The 17,540-nt window shown below is 38.5% G+C and carries 15 protein-coding genes; 13 read left to right on the top strand and 2 right to left on the bottom strand.

Going from position 1 to position 17,540, the window contains the following annotated elements:
* Positions 1-41: 41 nt before the first annotated feature.
* A complete protein-coding gene (locus tag BPMYX0001_RS22435; RefSeq protein WP_003201848.1) occupies positions 42-935 on the bottom strand; it encodes a LysR family transcriptional regulator in 894 nt (297 codons plus the stop codon).
* Positions 936-1,237: 302 nt separating this feature from the next.
* On the opposite strand from BPMYX0001_RS22435, the gene BPMYX0001_RS22430 reads away from it, so the two are divergent.
* From BPMYX0001_RS22430 to BPMYX0001_RS22420, 3 genes are all read left to right on the top strand, one after another.
* The gene (locus BPMYX0001_RS22430; protein WP_003201850.1) at positions 1,238-2,260 is read left to right on the top strand and encodes a YeiH family protein; all 1,023 of its coding nucleotides are present in this window, start codon (positions 1,238-1,240) and stop codon (positions 2,258-2,260) included.
* A 105-nt stretch (positions 2,261-2,365) separates the two neighbouring features.
* On the top strand, positions 2,366-3,127 hold the full coding sequence (locus tag BPMYX0001_RS22425) for a MerR family transcriptional regulator (protein WP_033799234.1): 762 nt from the start codon (positions 2,366-2,368) through the stop codon (positions 3,125-3,127).
* Positions 3,124-3,735, top strand: coding sequence for a hypothetical protein (locus tag BPMYX0001_RS22420; RefSeq protein ID WP_018781291.1), 612 nt, complete (start codon positions 3,124-3,126; stop codon positions 3,733-3,735). Before BPMYX0001_RS22425 ends, BPMYX0001_RS22420 begins: the two co-directional genes overlap by 4 nt.
* A gap of 19 nt (positions 3,736-3,754) precedes the next feature.
* On the opposite strand, the gene bcaP is transcribed toward BPMYX0001_RS22420, so the two are convergent.
* Positions 3,755-5,164, bottom strand: a complete 1,410-nt coding sequence (gene bcaP / locus BPMYX0001_RS22415) for a branched-chain amino acid transporter BcaP (protein ID WP_006096548.1) — start codon at positions 5,162-5,164, stop codon at positions 3,755-3,757.
* A gap of 212 nt (positions 5,165-5,376) precedes the next feature.
* On the opposite strand from bcaP, the gene BPMYX0001_RS22410 reads away from it, so the two are divergent.
* The 10 genes from BPMYX0001_RS22410 (at position 5,377) to trxB (ending at position 17,501) form a co-directional block, all read left to right on the top strand.
* Entirely contained in the window at positions 5,377-5,805 is a 429-nt protein-coding gene (locus BPMYX0001_RS22410) for a DUF4362 domain-containing protein (protein ID WP_006096547.1), read from the top strand.
* Positions 5,806-6,102: 297 nt separating this feature from the next.
* Positions 6,103-8,079 carry an excinuclease ABC subunit B gene (gene uvrB / locus BPMYX0001_RS22405; RefSeq protein ID WP_006096546.1) on the top strand — a complete coding sequence of 659 codons (1,977 nt, stop codon included), beginning with the start codon at positions 6,103-6,105 and terminating at the stop codon, positions 8,077-8,079.
* A 5-nt stretch (positions 8,080-8,084) separates the two neighbouring features.
* The gene (gene uvrA / locus BPMYX0001_RS22400) at positions 8,085-10,955 is read left to right on the top strand and encodes an excinuclease ABC subunit UvrA (protein WP_006096545.1); all 2,871 of its coding nucleotides are present in this window, start codon (positions 8,085-8,087) and stop codon (positions 10,953-10,955) included.
* Between the two features lie 319 nt (positions 10,956-11,274).
* A complete protein-coding gene (locus BPMYX0001_RS22395; protein WP_033799233.1) occupies positions 11,275-11,649 on the top strand; it encodes a phage holin family protein in 375 nt (124 codons plus the stop codon).
* A gap of 162 nt (positions 11,650-11,811) precedes the next feature.
* Complete coding sequence (gene hprK, locus BPMYX0001_RS22390; RefSeq protein ID WP_016112515.1) at positions 11,812-12,741, top strand: HPr(Ser) kinase/phosphatase; 930 nt, start codon at positions 11,812-11,814, stop codon at positions 12,739-12,741.
* 23 nt (positions 12,742-12,764) lie between these two features.
* A complete protein-coding gene (gene lgt, locus BPMYX0001_RS22385) occupies positions 12,765-13,577 on the top strand; it encodes a prolipoprotein diacylglyceryl transferase (protein WP_003201869.1) in 813 nt (270 codons plus the stop codon).
* Between the two features lie 65 nt (positions 13,578-13,642).
* Entirely contained in the window at positions 13,643-14,281 is a 639-nt protein-coding gene (gene ppaX, locus BPMYX0001_RS22380; protein WP_003201871.1) for a pyrophosphatase PpaX, read from the top strand.
* Between the two features lie 21 nt (positions 14,282-14,302).
* Entirely contained in the window at positions 14,303-14,824 is a 522-nt protein-coding gene (locus BPMYX0001_RS22375; protein WP_006096543.1) for an acyltransferase, read from the top strand.
* 131 nt (positions 14,825-14,955) lie between these two features.
* Complete coding sequence (locus tag BPMYX0001_RS22370) at positions 14,956-16,467, top strand: tetratricopeptide repeat protein (protein ID WP_003201874.1); 1,512 nt, start codon at positions 14,956-14,958, stop codon at positions 16,465-16,467.
* A 77-nt stretch (positions 16,468-16,544) separates the two neighbouring features.
* On the top strand, positions 16,545-17,501 hold the full coding sequence (gene trxB, locus BPMYX0001_RS22365; protein ID WP_006096542.1) for a thioredoxin-disulfide reductase: 957 nt from the start codon (positions 16,545-16,547) through the stop codon (positions 17,499-17,501).
* The last annotated feature ends 39 nt before the right edge of the window (positions 17,502-17,540 follow it).

Below are 17,540 nucleotides of genomic sequence, written 5' to 3'. Positions count from 1 at the left end.
TCCTTTCGTATATATTGTAAACCTTCACACTAATGTGAAGGTCAACTCTGTTTTTGTGCAAATGAATGAACGTGGTCTAAAAAGACTTGAATGGCTTTGGAAGGAATAAAGTATTTGCCACGAACGATAGAGAAAGGACGGATGAGTTTTTCGTTTGGAACTTCGACATGGAAAAGTTCTTTTGCTTGTAGCTCTTTCCTTACGGTCCAGTCAGAAAGAATTGCAATGCCGAGCCCAGCAGCAACGGCTTCTTTTACGCTTTGAATGCTGCTAAATGTAAAGAAACGCTTCATTTTTAAATGGTGCTGATGGATAAAACGATCGCTATAGGCGCGTGTTCCAGATCCCATCTCCCTGAGAATCCATACTTGATCTTGAAGTGAAGCTTCGTTAATTGCATGTGCACCCAGAAGAGGATGTTTTGGTGGAACGACTAGTTTCATTTCATCTTTCATAAAAGTCTCTACATCTATATCAGTGTATACGACTTGACCCTCTACTAAGCCAATATCGATTTGGTTGGAACGAATGCTTTGGAGAACTTCTTCTGTGTTGGAGATAAACGTGTGTACTTCCACACGCGGATTTTCATTGGCGTAGCGTGCTAATATTTTTGGGAGTAAATATTCACCAATTGTAAAACTTGCCCCGATGCGCAGTGTACCTGTAACAACGTTATGTAGTTCGTTAATTTCTTGTTTTGCTTCTTCATAAAGGGATAGCATTTGCTTCGCATGTATGTATAGAATATTGCCAGCTTCCGTAACTTGGACGTGTTTTGGAGAACGCTGAATGAGCGTAGTGCCAAATTCGTTTTCTAAATTGCGAATATGCATGCTGACGCCAGGCTGAGAGAGATTGAGCAATTCTGCCGCACGAGAGAAATGCTTTTGTTCTACGACGGTCACAAATATTTTTAAAATATCGACGTTCATGATGTTTGCTCCTTTGCTCTTTTATTATTGATCTAGAGAGTAGCTTCGGCTTTTCTATTGTCTAGCTCCAGCAGCTAAAATCTCCGGTCGTTTCGTCCCCTCGGACCAGGCGAAAAGTGCCTCGTCCGAGGGGGCCCCAACGCTCTGCGATTTTGAACGAGCCGCCTCCATTTTTTTAGTTTATCATAAGTTTTTCTGATGGTTGAGATTGAATATTGGTATTAAACTTATTATTGGAATGCTTTTATAATGGAAGTATAAGAAACATGCATGTTTTAATACGATTATTGGAGTGATCCAAAGTGGAACAAACACTTGTTATACAAAAGAAGAAGCGTCTCGGTTTTTCGCAAGGGATTGGGATTACATTGTTGATTGCGATTAGCGCGAAATATTTAGCGGAGCTTCCATTTTTAAATATTATGGGCCAATTAGTTATCGCTATTCTAATTGGAATGATTTGGAGAGCTACAATTGGTGTTCCAAGCGAAGCGATAGCGGGAACGAATTTTGCGAGTAAGAAGTTACTTCGCTTCGGAATTATTTTGCTAGGTATGCGATTAAATCTTGTTGATATTGCAAAGGCTGGGCCAAAGGTGCTAGTTATTGCAGCGATTGTCATTGCTTTTACACTTGTTGTTGTATACGCATTAACACGTGTTTTTAAAGTAGATAAAACACTTGGGATTTTAACAGCATGCGGGACGGCAATTTGCGGCGCGGCCGCGGTCGTGGCAATTGCACCGCAAGTGAAAGCGAAGGACGATGAAACAGCGGTCGGTGCAGCGATTATTGCTATTTTAGGTACAATTTTTACGTTGATTTATACTTTATTATACCCAGTTCTTGGATTATCCCCGTATGGTTACGGTGTATTTTCTGGAGCGACGCTGCATGAGATTGCACATGTCATCGCTGCTGCGGCGCCAGGTGGAAGCGCGTCTGTTGATATTGCGGTTATTGTAAAATTAACGCGTGTTGCCATGCTTGTACCAGTAGCGATTTTAATTGGCTTATGGTTTAAGCGTAGTGAGGGAAATGGGCAAAAAGGCTCTTGGCGTGATATTCCGATTCCGTGGTTTATCTTAGGGTTCTTGGCAATGAGTGCATTTCATTCATTAGGTGTTATACCGGAAGTGGTAGCAGGCTATATCGTAATTCTTGCTTATATGCTCATTGCGATGGCAATGGCGGGACTTGGTTTAAATGTAGAATTTACGACATTCCGTAAATTAGGAAGTAGAGCATTTGTAGCTGGATTGGTAGGATCTGTTTGCCTTTCTGTTCTTGGGTATATTCTCGTATATGCGTTAGGCTTTATGTAAGGTAACCAAAAGAGACATAGTGAATATGTCTCTTTTTTGAATTTTTTTACAAAAACACTTGAAAGTTACGTTACGTCATCTTTTATAATGAAAGAGGAAAGGGTGATGGAAATGATCTCGATTCAAGAACTTACAAAGGAAACAGAAGTTACGGTAAGAACACTTCGTTATTATGATCAAATTGATTTGTTGAAACCAAGCGGGAAAACAGAAGGTGGACACCGTTTATATAGTGAAGGGGACGTCATTCGTTTGCAACAAATTTTATTTTTAAAAGAAATGGGTTTCTCGTTAAAAGAGATTATGAATATACTAATGACAGATGAATTTAGCTTAAGAGAATCATTGGAAAAACAGCTTGAGTTTGTACAAGAAGAGCAGAAAAAGTTTAATCGGATGGAACGGATTTTACAAGCTGTTGTGTATTCGGCTGAGTTAGAGGGAGAGTTAGATTGGAAAATTATGTTCGAACTTATTCAACTTTCGAGGCAGTCTCCTCGTATACGTGAAATATTTCAAAAGCAAGTGTTTTCAGAGGGTGAGCAAAAACTTCTTCGCAATTTGCCAAATATGAGCGAGGAGGATGAGAATGTTCGAGAATGGGTAGATGTGTTAAAACAGTTACGCAGCTTTATGAAAGAAGAGAAGGATGCATCTCATGATGCCGTGCAAGAAACTATAAAAAAGCTAATGGCTAAGTGTTTGGAGATGGCAAATGGGGATGAAGCATTTCTAGATAAATTATGGGAAGTACGAAAGTCAAAAGAAGACTCGCAGAAGATGAATATGTATCCAATTGAAGAGGAGCTTCTAGTGTATATGGATGAGGCTTTTCGTATATATGATGAGAAGGAGCGCGGAAAATGAGTATACTTGCAGAGTATCGTTGGTATTTCTTAATTGGTGCAGAAATTGTATTTTGGATATCAGCAATTGGTTTCTTTTTACTTCGTTACGGATTTCGATTACGGAAAGCTAGTTTCATTGCTGGCATTGTGTTACTTCTCAATGAAGTTTTTATTTTAGCTTTAGGTGTCATGGATTATTATGAAACTGGTAAGTTTTCTAACTTTCAAATCATTACATTAGTGATATTGCTATATGCACTCTTTTATGGGAAAAAAGATTTAAAGAAATTAGATATACGTGTACAGAAACTCGTTGCAAGGTGGCGGAATGAACCACTTACACATATAGAAGAACCACTAGAGCTAACAGGCTGGGCTTACACAAAGCAGGAGATTGGAGAATGGAGTTTACATCTCGTTTTGTTTATCGTTGTTCATATTGTCTTTTTCTTTATGTATGGATTCGTGCCGATTGAACAGTGGGGAAATTGGCTTGAAAAAGGAATTGTGTTAAATGAGGCAGCCAGCCGTGTGAGTCAAGTTTGGGGAATTGTATTTTTAGTTGATACGGTAATTACATTTTCATATGTGTTTTTTCCAAAAAAAGAAAAAAAGCTGCTGTCCTAATGGGACAACAGCTTTTTCATTATGCAACGTCTTCTTTTTGTTCATTTTGTAGCGTACTATTTTTGTAACCGTAACTGAAGTAGACAACAAGTCCAATTACAAGCCATACTGCAAAGCCAATCCATGTTGTTGCTGGGAGCTGCAATGCTAGATATCCACAGAATAGAACAGCTAAAGCAGGAATCCATGGTACTAATGGTACTTTAAAAGCACGTGGTAGTTCTGGTTGTTTTTTGCGTAAGATGATTACCCCAATGGATACAACGATGAATGCGAATAGTGTACCGATATTTGTTAATTCTGCTAGTTTGTTTAAAGGAATGAAACCAGCAAAGAAAGCAACCATAGTTGCAGTAATCCAACTATTGATAACAGGTGTTTTTGTTTTCTTGTTCACGCGAGAAAGTACTTTTGGTAGTAAGCCATCGCGGCTAATTGCGTAAAATAAACGTGTTTGTCCATATAACATAACGAGTAATACAGTTGTAATTCCAGTAATTGCTCCTAAAGAAATGAAACCTGCGATCCAATCTTGTTGGATGTATTGTAGTGCAAATGCAACAGGGTTTTTAACACCTAACTGATCGTAAGGCACAATTCCAGTTAAAATTAATGAAACAACGATATATAAAATTGTACAGATTGTTAAAGAAGCAATAATGCCGATTGGCATGTTACGCTGTGGGTTTTTTACTTCTTCAGCAGCTGTTGATACAGCGTCAAATCCGATGTAAGCAAAGAATACAGTTGCAGCTCCAGTTGTTACGCCAGAGAAGCCGAACGGCATAAATGGTGTCCAGTTTTCAGGTTTGACATAGAAAGCGCCAACACCGATAAATAGTAAGACAACAAAGAGTTTGATAGCTACCATAATCGCATTAAAGCGAGCTGATTTTTTTGCTCCTCTTGTTAACAACAATGTCATTAGAAAGATAATACAGATTGCCGGTAAGTCTACGTATGTTCCAGCTTCAGGATTATATGCGCTTGTTAAAGCGGTAGGTAATGTAATCCCGAATCCACTTAATAATCCTTGGAAATATCCTGACCAACCAGAGGCAACAGCTGAGGAAGCTAAGCCGTATTCTAAAATTAAATCCCACCCTAAAATCCAGGCGATTAATTCTCCAAATGTTGCATAGCTATAAGTGTATGCACTACCAGATACCGGTACAGTTGATGCGAATTCAGAATAACATAGTGCTGCAAATACACAGGCTAAACCGGATAAAATAAACGATAGAATAAGTGCTGGTCCTGCGTGTTCTGCTGCGGCAACACCAGTAAGAACGAAAATGCCTGTTCCAATAATGGCGCCGACCCCGAGCATTGTGAGATCAAATGCACCGAGTTCTTTCTTTAAAGATGCCCCTTTTTGTTCTGCCTGTGCTAATAATGCTGAAATGGATTTTTTCCGAAATAGATTCATATAGATCCCTCACTCCTTAGTTGTTATAATATTCTGAAAAATATTCCCATTTTGTCGTATCGTGTCGAATCTTTGTAGTTCGTATTCTAAAGTAAAATAATATTTTTGTAAATATTTATTTTTTAGAAAATTCTACCTATTAATATTGTTCTTCTAGTTAATCTCGTGTTGAATGATAGTATAAAGCCAAAACAAGCTGGAGAGGATTTAATATGAGAAAAGGAATTGCCTTATTGTGTTTTCTATTTTGTATTGGAAGCTTAGTAGCATGTTCACAATCGGGCGGTAAAATTGATGAGAATAATGATGTGATTGCAAAAGGACATAAAATTTCTAATTTACATAAATTCGAGAAGTTCTTCATGAATGTTGAAAAAGGTAGAGCGGATAAAATATGCATTGTGAATTATACACATGAAGGAGATCCAATCTTTCAAACGCTAGAATATGTTGGGAGAGAAATCAGCTATAAGGTAGATAATTCTTATGATAAATTTGCTGGTAAAGATAAAGGAATTTACTCCGATACTTGTAAAAAGATAATGAAAGATACTCGTGAAGATATAAGGTATACGCTACATGATTGTGTGAAAGAAACAGGTCATAATGGATATGACCTGTTACGTATATCGGCAAAATAAATGGGATTAAAAAAGGAAGGGGCTTATAAAAAGAAGAAACCTTCCTTTTGCTATGTTTATCCCGCTATTTGTGGGCAGTAAGACTCCCATCTCAAGATTCAGAGAGAAACGAGGAACAACTGCCCGTAAAAGACAGATTTATTAACCATCAGTGGAGATGAAGAAAACCCCTACTGATGGAAGTTTCACTTTATATTGTCGAAAACTTTACCGAATATCTGTTCGTTTTCTTGGTTTTTTCATGGGCATTCGTGGTAAAATGAGAATACAGATTTTTTACGAGGAGGTCGGTTTTGTTTGGAACATCAATTTGAGATTGTCTCAGAATATTCCCCGCAAGGTGATCAGCCAAGAGCGATACAGCAGCTGGTAGCGGGGATTAATAATGGTAAGAAACATCAAGTGTTGCTTGGAGCGACAGGAACGGGAAAGACATTTACGATTTCGAATGTTATTAAAGAAGTGAAGAAGCCAACGCTTGTAATGGCTCATAATAAAACATTAGCAGGACAACTGTATAGTGAACTCAAAGATTTCTTTCCGAACAATGCTGTTGAGTATTTTGTGAGTTATTACGATTATTATCAACCGGAAGCGTATGTACCACAAACCGATACGTTTATTGAAAAAGATGCACAAATCAATGATGAGATTGATAAATTACGTCACTCAGCGACATCAGCTTTATTTGAACGAGATGATGTCATTATTGTAGCAAGTGTTTCTTGTATTTACGGCTTAGGTTCGCCAGAAGAATACCGTGAACTTGTGGTTTCTTTACGCGTTGGTATGGAAAAGGACCGTAATCAATTGCTTCGTGAACTTGTTGATGTGCAGTACGGTCGTAATGATATTGATTTTAAACGCGGAACATTTCGAGTGCGCGGAGATGTAGTTGAGATTTTCCCAGCATCGCTTGATGAACATTGTATTCGGATTGAGTTTTTTGGCGATGAGATTGATCGTATCCGTGAAGTGAATGCCTTAACAGGTGAAGTATTAGCAGAACGTGAACATGTAGCAATCTTTCCGGCATCTCACTTCGTTACACGTGAAGAAAAAATGAAAGTTGCCATTGAAAATATTGAAAAAGAATTAGAAGAACGTTTAAAAGAATTAAATGATAACGGTAAATTGTTAGAAGCCCAGCGTATTGAGCAGCGAACTCGTTACGATTTAGAAATGATGCGAGAGATGGGATTTTGTTCGGGGATTGAAAACTACTCCCGTCATTTGACGCTCCGTCCAGCTGGTTCAACACCATATACATTAATAGATTATTTCCCTAAAGATTTCCTAATTGTTATGGATGAGTCGCATGTAACAGTGCCACAAGTAAGAGCGATGTATAATGGGGACCAAGCGCGTAAACAAGTGCTTGTTGACCATGGATTTCGCTTGCCGTCAGCGATGGATAATAGACCGCTTATGTTTGAAGAGTTTGAAGAGAAAACGAATCAAGTTGTGTATGTATCAGCAACACCGGGTCCATATGAACTAGAGCTTACACCGGAAGTTGTGGAGCAAATTATCCGTCCAACGGGGCTTTTAGATCCGCAAATTGATGTAAGACCAATTGAAGGGCAAATAGATGATTTATTAGGGGAAATCCATGACCGCATTGCGAAAAATGAGCGTGTATTGATTACGACATTAACAAAGAAAATGTCAGAGGATTTAACAGATTATTTAAAAGATGTTGGTATTAAAGTAAACTACCTACATTCTGAAATTAAAACGCTAGAGCGGATTGAAATTATTCGAGATCTTCGCCTTGGTAAATTTGATGTGCTTATTGGTATTAACTTGTTGCGAGAAGGGCTTGATATTCCAGAAGTATCACTCGTAGCGATTTTAGATGCGGACAAAGAAGGGTTCCTACGTTCAGAGCGATCATTGATTCAGACAATTGGTCGTGCCGCGCGTAATGAACACGGTCATGTAATCATGTACGCAGATCGCATAACGAGATCGATGGGAATTGCAATTGAAGAGACGAAACGCCGTCGTCAAAAGCAAGAAGCTTACAACGAGGAACATGGCATTACACCGAAAACAATTCAAAAAGAAGTACGTGACGTGATTCGTGCAACAACAGCTGCAGAAGAAACAGAAGTGTATGAAGCTGGGCCGGCTAAGAAAATGACGAAGAAAGAACGAGAAAAAACAATCGCGAAGATGGAAGCAGAAATGAAGGAAGCGGCAAAGGCACTAGACTTCGAGCGTGCAGCTGAGCTGAGAGATTTACTGCTAGAATTAAAAGCGGAAGGGTGAAAATAGTGAGCAAAGATTTTATCGTTGTAAAAGGTGCGAGGGCACATAACTTGAAAAATATTGATGTAACCATTCCGAGAAATCAGCTCGTTGTTGTGACAGGTCTGTCTGGTTCAGGGAAATCATCATTAGCATTTGATACGATTTATGCCGAAGGGCAGCGCAGATACGTGGAGTCTTTATCCGCGTATGCGCGCCAATTTTTAGGGCAAATGGATAAACCGGATGTGGATACAATTGAAGGGTTATCGCCAGCAATTTCAATTGATCAAAAAACGACGAGTCGTAACCCGCGTTCAACAGTCGGAACGGTGACAGAGATTTATGATTATTTACGCCTATTATTTGCGCGTATTGGGACACCAATCTGTCCGAACCACGGGATTGAAATTACATCACAAACGGTAGAACAAATGGTAGACCGTGTTTTGGAATATCCAGAGCGCACGAAATTACAAGTGTTAGCACCGATTGTATCAGGTCGTAAAGGTGCACACGTGAAAGTATTAGAGGATATAAAGAAACAAGGTTATGTTCGCGTTCGTGTTGATGGAGAAATGCTTGATGTGTCTGAAGAAATTACGTTAGATAAAAACAAGAAGCATTCCATTGAAGTCGTAATTGACCGTATCGTTGTGAAAGAAGGGGTTGCAAGCCGCCTTGCAGATTCTCTTGAAAGTGCATTGAAACTAGGTGGAGGTCGTGTATTAATCGATGTGATTGGAGAAGAGGAGCTTTTATTTAGTGAGCATCATGCTTGCCCGCATTGTGGTTTTTCGATCGGTGAATTAGAACCTCGTATGTTCTCTTTCAATAGCCCATTTGGTGCGTGTCCGTCTTGTGATGGGCTTGGCTCAAAGTTAGAGGTAGATTTAGAACTTGTAATTCCAAATTGGGATTTATCGTTAAATGGGCATGCGATTGCCCCTTGGGAACCGACTAGTTCGCAATATTATCCGCAATTACTGCAATCTGTGTGTAATCATTACGGCATTGATATGGATATGCCTGTGAAGGATATACCGAAAGAGTTATTTGATAAAGTGTTGTACGGAAGTGGAGAAGAGAAGGTTTATTTCCGTTATGTGAATGACTTTGGACAAGTGAAAGAAAGTGATATTTTATTTGAAGGAGTTATTCCAAATATTGAACGTCGCTACCGTGAAACAAGTTCTGATTACATTCGTGAACAAATGGAGAAGTATATGGCGGAGCAGGCGTGTCCGAAATGTAAGGGCGGCCGCTTGAAGCCAGAAAGCTTAGCTGTTTTTGTTGGCGGAAAAACGATTGCGGATGTAACGAAGTACTCTGTTCAAGAAGTTTATGATTTCTTCGAGGGCATTGAACTGACAGAAAAACAAGAAAAGATTGCTCGTTTAATTTTACGTGAAATTAAAGAGCGCGTAAGTTTCTTAATTAACGTTGGACTTGATTATTTAACATTAAGCCGTGCAGCAGGAACATTATCAGGTGGAGAAGCACAGCGTATTCGTCTTGCAACGCAAATTGGTTCTCGTTTAACTGGTGTATTGTATATTCTTGATGAACCTTCTATCGGTTTACATCAGCGTGACAATGATCGCTTGATTCGTACACTACAGGAAATGCGTGATTTAGGAAATACGCTAATCGTTGTTGAACATGATGAAGATACAATGATGGCGGCTGATTATTTACTTGATATTGGCCCTGGCGCAGGAATTCATGGTGGGCAAGTTGTGTCATCTGGCTCGCCAGATGAAGTGATGAATGATGATAATTCATTAACAGGGCAATATTTAAGCGGTAAGAAATTTATTCCGGTCCCACTTGAGAGACGTAAAGGGGATGGGCGTAAGGTCGAGATTATTGGTGCAAAAGAAAATAACTTAAAAAATGCGAAGATGTCATTCCCGCTTGGGACATTTGTAGCAGTAACCGGCGTATCTGGATCAGGAAAAAGTACGATGATCAATGAAGTTCTATATAAATCGTTAGCACAGAAATTATATAAAGCGAAAAGTAAGCCAGGAGCTCATAAGGAAATTAAAGGCCTTGAGCATTTAGATAAAGTTATTGATATTGATCAATCACCAATCGGACGTACACCGCGCTCGAATCCAGCAACATACACAGGCGTTTTCGATGATATCCGTGATGTGTTTGCGCAAACGAATGAAGCAAAAGTACGTGGGTATCAAAAGGGACGTTTTAGTTTTAACGTGAAAGGTGGTCGTTGTGAGGCTTGCCGCGGTGATGGGATTATTAAAATTGAAATGCATTTCTTACCGGATGTATATGTTCCATGTGAAGTATGTCATGGAAAACGTTATAATCGTGAAACGTTAGAAGTGAAATATAAAGATAAGAACATTTCTGAAGTACTAGGAATGACGATTGAAGATGGGGTAGAATTCTTTGCCAACATCCCGAAAATTAAACGGAAGTTGCAGACGCTTGTAGATGTAGGGCTAGGCTATATGAAATTAGGGCAGCCGGCTACTACATTATCGGGTGGTGAAGCGCAGCGTGTGAAACTTGCATCTGAATTACATCGCCGTTCTACAGGTCGTACGTTATATATTTTAGATGAGCCGACAACCGGCTTACATGCACATGATATTGCACGACTTCTAGAAGTATTACAGCGCCTTGTTGAAAGTGGGGAAACTGTGCTTGTTATCGAGCATAACCTAGATGTAATTAAGACAGCAGATTACATTGTTGACCTTGGTCCAGAAGGCGGAGACAAAGGTGGTCAAATCATTGCGTCAGGTACGCCGGAGCAAGTTGTAAAAGAAGAGCGTTCCTATACAGGGAAGTATTTAAAAGAGATTTTAGAGCGTGATACGGCTCGTATGAAAGAGAAGATGAATGAGGTTGAGGTAGGGAGCTAAGCCAATTGGCTAGCTCCTTGTTTTTGTTTGGGAGAGGATTTAGCGTGACAGGTATACAAGTATAAGGGCTGGAATAAGTTGTTATATAAACTCATTTCGATTTTCAGCATACAAATCACGGCTACGAAGCCAAAAGGAGACTCCTACTCATTTCCTCCCTCTGTTTTCACATGGCATGGGGCGAACCTCCTATGCATGGGTGGATGCTCTCTTCCCAAAAAAAAAGAAAGGTTTTCCCTCGCTTTTTTTTATGGTTACTTGGCGTTTGCTATCCATTAGCGTATGATTAAGTATATATATCAAAAGGATGTGTAAGAAAATGAGATGGATTCTATCACTTCTTGTGAATAGCGTCGTATTAATTGTTGTATCAGGTCTTCTAAAGGGAATTGCACCAGACGCATTTTACATAGAAAACATACAAACCGCGATTATCGCGAGCGTTATTTTGTCGATTTTAAATGTATTTGTAAAACCGTTATTAATTTTAATTACGTTACCGATTACTGTTTTAACATTTGGTTTCTTCCTAATTATAATTAATGCAATTACATTAGAGATGACAGATTCTTTGTTAGGTGATGCTTTTAACATATCAGGATTTGGTGTAGCAATTCTTGCGGCAATTTGTATTTCTATTTTAAATATGCTGATTGATAAAGTAATTGTCGAGCCATTATCTGAGAAAAAATAGAAAAATGACAAAAAGAAAAACATTTCATGAATCTCATGAAATGTTTTTTTCTATTTAGTAGAAACCATATTTCTTGTTTTCAGAAAAAAATGGTACAATATCGGTTAGAATGGAATTTTACATCAAATGAGAATGAACCCGCAGCGGAGTGGAGGTTTACATATGCCGAAAGTAAGGACAAAAGATTTAATTGAGCAATTTCAATTGGAATTAGTAAGTGGTGAGGAAGGAATTCATCGTCCAATTGATACAAGTGATTTATCGCGACCTGGAATTGAAATGGCAGGATTCTTTACATATTATCCAGCAGATCGCGTACAGCTTCTTGGAAAAACGGAGCTTACTTTTTTTGATACATTAACAACTGAGCAAAAGCAAGAAAGAATGACAGCTCTTTGTACAGAAGAAACGCCGTGTATTATCGTAACGCGTAGTCAAGATGTACCTGGAGAATTATTGCAAGCATCACGTGAGTTTGGTGTGCCTCTTTTACGCTCTTCCCAAACGACGACAAGACTATCAAGTCGTTTAACAAATTATTTAGAAGGTAAGTTAGCACCAACAACTGCCGTTCACGGTGTATTAGTAGATATTTACGGCGTTGGTGTTTTAATTACAGGTCAAAGTGGCGTCGGGAAAAGTGAAACAGCACTTGAACTTGTTAAACGCGGTCACCGCTTAGTTGCGGATGATAGCGTAGAAATTCGTCAAGAAGATGAAGATACGTTAGTAGGAAGCTCGCCAGATTTAATTGAGCATTTACTAGAAATTCGTGGTCTAGGTATCATTAACGTCATGACGTTATTTGGTGCAGGGGCTGTGCGAAACTACAAGCGTATTACACTTGTGATTAATCTTGAGATTTGGGATCAAAAGAAAAACTATGATCGTCTAGGTCTTGATGAAGAGAAAATGAAAATTATAGATACAGAACTTACGAAGATTACACTTCCAGTTCGTCCTGGCCGAAACTTGGCTGTTATTATTGAAGTAGCAGCAATGAACTTCAGATTAAAACGAATGGGAGTCAATGCAGCACAACAATTTTCTGAGCGCTTAATGAGTGCGATTGAACTAGGAAATCAAGAATAAATTAGGAGAGAGAGGTCATACATATGCTGTTAGGTTCTGTACCACAGCTAGATCGTGTAGCGATTCAACTTGGGCCGTTCCCAGTCTATTGGTATGGGATTATTATTGGGACAGGTGTTTTGCTTGGACTTTGGCTAGCTACGCGCGAGGGTGAACGATTAGGTATTCCAAAAGATACTTTTGTCGATCTTGTTTTAATTGCGGTACCAATCGCGATTATTTGCGCACGCGCATACTATGTTATTTTTGAGTGGGAATATTATGTACAAGACCCAAGGCAAATTATTAATATTCGTCAAGGTGGATTGGCGATTCATGGTGGTTTAATCGGAGCGGTGATTACGGGGATTTTCTTTGCGAAAAAACGCGGTATTTCCTTCTGGAAGCTGGCTGATATTGCAGCACCAAGTATTCTTCTTGGACAAGCAATTGGCCGATGGGGGAACTTTATGAACCAAGAGGCTCACGGCGGTGAAGTAACAAGACAGTTTTTAGAAGGCTTACATTTACCAGAGTTTATTGTGAATCAAATGTATATTGATGGTGTATATTATCATCCAACGTTCTTATATGAATCATTATGGAATTTTGCAGGTGTAATTCTATTATTGTTATTACGCAAAGCGAATTTACGCCGTGGTGAATTATTCTTTACGTATTTAATTTGGTATTCAGTTGGACGTTTCTTTGTGGAAGGCTTACGTACGGATAGCTTAATGTTAGGACCGCTTCGCATTGCGCAAGTGATGTCCATCGGGCTTGTTGTTATTTCTATCATTTTCATTATTGTGAGACGTATAATGGGGCAAGCTGATAAAAGATATTCAGAAAACTAGAGAAAAGTAGCATCTTATATGAGATGCTGCTTCTTTCATATTCAGGCAGTGAAAGGATCGAGCATATGAAAATAAATACAGTGTTATTTGATTTAGATGGAACATTAATAAATACAAATGAACTTATTATTTCTTCTTTTTTACACACGTTAAATAAGTACTATCCAGATCAGTATAAGCGCGAAGATATATTGCCATTTATCGGTCCATCTTTGCATGAGACGTTTCGTTCAATGGATGAGGGCAAGGTAGATGAGATGATTCAGTGCTATCGTCAGTTTAATCATGACCATCATGATGAACTAGTGGAAGAATATGAAACTGTCTATGAAACCGTTCAGGAATTAAAGAAACAAGGTTATAAAATTGGAATTGTGACCACGAAGGCGAGACAAACAGTAGAAATGGGTTTAAAGCTTTCAAAATTAAAGGAGTTCTTTGATGTTGTTGTAACAATTGATGATGTAGAACACGTGAAACCACATCCAGAACCTATTCAAAAAGCATTGAAACTATTGGATGCAAAACCGGAAGAAACATTAATGGTTGGTGATAACCATCATGATATAGTAGGCGGACAAAACGCAGGTACGAAAACAGCGGCAGTGGCATGGACGATTAAAGGTAGAGAGTATTTAGAATCGTATAAGCCGGATTATGTACTAGATAGAATGAGTGATTTATTATCCATTTTGTCTGAATAGTAGATAAGGGGAGAGAGCAAAGTGCGACGGACAACGTGCTACCCTGTTTCAGGAGCAAATTCATTATGGAATGTGTATAAAACAGTATCCTTCTTTAAGGTAATGAAAAATTTTATTGTTATTCAAATTGCACGCTATACGCCATTTTTATCCGTGAAGAACTGGTTGTATCGCACGTTTTTACGGATGAAAGTCGGAGAGCAAACATCATTTGCACTTATGGCTATGCCTGATACTATGTTTCCAGAAAAGATTACAGTTGGAGCAAATTCAATAATTGGCTACAATACAACGATTTTAGCTCACGAATATTTAATTACGGAATATCGTCTTGGAGAAGTAATCATAGGGAATGAAGTGATGATTGGAGCAAATTCCACTGTATTGCCAGGTGTGAAGATTGGGGACGGTGCTATTGTTTCAGCAGGTACGCTTGTTCACCGTGATGTACCAAGCGGTGCTTTTGTAGGTGGAAATCCAATGCGTATCATTTATACGAAGGAAGAGATGGCAGAGAGGAGAAAGTCAATGTTAAAAATGTAACATTTCCCTTCTCTTTTTATGAATAAAAAGGAAATAATTGATTATAATATACTGTTTTGTTTTTTACGGAATCGTTTATACTTATAAATAGAAGAAGGTATGAACGAAGAAAACAAAAAACTGGAGGATATATGGGGAAAAATCAAAGAATATTTAAGGAGAACGGACAAGTTATCTCTTTTAATCAATTAGCTGATTTCTTTTATAAAAAAGGGATGAAGTCTTATCGCAATCATAAATTACAAGATGCGATTAAATATTTTCGAAGAGCGGCACAAAGTGAGAAAGAGCCGTTTATTTTATGTCAATTAGCTACGGTATTATCGGAAGTCGGTGAGTATCAAGAATCAAATCAAATTTTCTTGAAACTGATTCGTTCGAATTCTAATATTGAACAGTGCTATTATTTTGTAGCAAATAATTACGCATATCTTGGCTTGTTTCAGCAGGCGAAGAAGTATGCGGAGCAATATTTAGAGATAGCTACAGAGAAGGAATTTGTGGAAGAGACGTTAGAATTGCTTGAAATTATGGAAGAAGAATCAATGGATGCGGAAGAGTTTGAAGATGAAGATGAGTTAATTGTCATGCAGGAACAAGCGAACCGTTATATTCGCAACGGACAATTAGAAGAAGCAATTGCTACACTTGAAGTTGTTACGAAAGATTATCCGGAATTTTGGTCGGGTTATAATAATTTAGCAATTGCTCATTTTCAGTTAGGAAATGTAGATAAAGCATTAAAGTTAACAGAGATGATTTTAGAGAAAAATCCTGGTAATATGCATGCGTTATGTAATACGCTTATTTTTCTATATTCAATTGGAGAGCATAAGCAAGTAGAAGCGTTAGCGAAGCAACTAGAATCCGTATATCCAATGTCATTTGAGCATCGATTAAAGCTAGGAACAACATTCGCGACAATTGGTCACTTTGCATCGGCATATAAATGGTTAAGGTTATTAAAGCGTCAAGGTTATGAAGGAGATGTCAGCTTTTACTATTGGTTTGCATACTCTGCTTATATGATAAAAGATCAACAGACAGCGGAAAAGATGTGGCAATCTGTTGTAGAATTACACCCTGATAAAAAAGGGAAAGAGCCGTGGAATGCCCTGCATTTAGCTGATGAAGGACAGAATGTTTTGTTTGAAGAGCTGAGGAAATCTTTCCAGCAAAGTACAACGTTAGAAGAGCAAATGTTAGCACTGTATTTAATGAATGAATTAACAACACCTGAGAAGATTGGCTTTTTCTTTGATGTGACGCAGGCGAAAAATCGTGTGCCAATTGTTTCGCAACTGGCAAAATACTTCTTTTTAATGAGCAGTCATAAGAGTATTCCGAGCGAGTTACAACCGTTTGAACAATGTATTCGGATTGCGGATGCCTTATATAACTATACAAATAAAGAAGATGAATTGATTGAAGAGTGCTTACATTTCTGGTTTTGTACTTTTATACGCCTATATACATCTGGGACGGTATTTACAAACGTGTTTGGTTGGTCTGCGGCAATCGAGTATATTGTGCGCGGAGAACAGAGAAATAAAATGACACAGGCCGAACTTGGAAATATATATAATGTATCTGTGGCAACTGTGAGAAAATATGTGCAAGTAGTAAAGCGTACTCACGCGTAGGCAAATCATTGGGAAAAAACAGATGCTAACAGTATAATGAGGGTAAGTTATGGTAGGAATGAATAGGAGTGAATAGTGTGTCAGAAGAAAAAATTTATGATGTCATTATTATTGGTGCTGGGCCAGCTGGGATGACAGCTGCAGTGTATACGTCTCGTGCAAATTTAAGCACGCTTATGCTTGAACGTGGTATTCCAGGCGGACAAATGGCAAACACAGAAGATGTAGAAAACTATCCAGGTTATGAATCTATTTTAGGACCCGATTTATCAAATAAAATGTTCGAGCATGCGAAAAAATTCGGTGCTGAATATGCATATGGTGATGTGAAAGAAGTCATCGATGGCAAAGAATACAAAACAGTTGTAGCTGGTAAAAAAGAATACAAAACACGCGCAATTATCGTTGCAAGTGGTGCAGAGTATAAAAAAATCGGTGTACCAGGTGAAAAAGAACTTGGTGGCCGTGGTGTATCATATTGCGCGGTATGTGACGGCGCTTTCTTTAAAGGGAAAGAACTTGTTGTTGTTGGCGGCGGAGATTCTGCTGTTGAGGAAGGTGTGTATTTAACACGTTTCGCATCAAAAGTAACAATCGTTCACCGTCGTGATGCTCTTCGCGCACAGAAAATTCTTCAAGACCGTGCTTTCCAAAATGAGAAAGTGGACTTCATTTGGAATCATACTGTAAAAGAAATTAACGAAGAGAATGGTAAAGTAGGTAGTGTAACACTTGTAGATGTTAACACTGGTGAAGAACAAGAATTTAAAGCAGACGGTGCTTTTATCTATATCGGAATGTTACCATTATCAAAACCATTTATTGAGCTTGGCATTACAAATGAAAATGGTTATATTGAAACAAATGAACGTATGGAAACGAAAGTTCCTGGTATTTTCGCAGCTGGTGATGTTCGCGAAAAAATGCTTCGTCAAATTGTAACAGCAACTGGCGATGGTAGTATCGCAGCACAAAGTGCACAGCATTATGTAGAAGAGTTGTTAGAGGAATTAAAAACTGTAACAGAAAAATAAGGATGTAAATCCTTTTCGAAGAAGAAAGCTACCTTCGTA

Origin of the sequence: Bacillus pseudomycoides DSM 12442, from assembly GCF_000161455.1 — a bacterium.
GTDB lineage: Bacteria > Bacillota > Bacilli > Bacillales > Bacillaceae_G > Bacillus_A > Bacillus_A pseudomycoides.
This window is presented reverse-complemented; position numbering and strand designations above follow the sequence as displayed.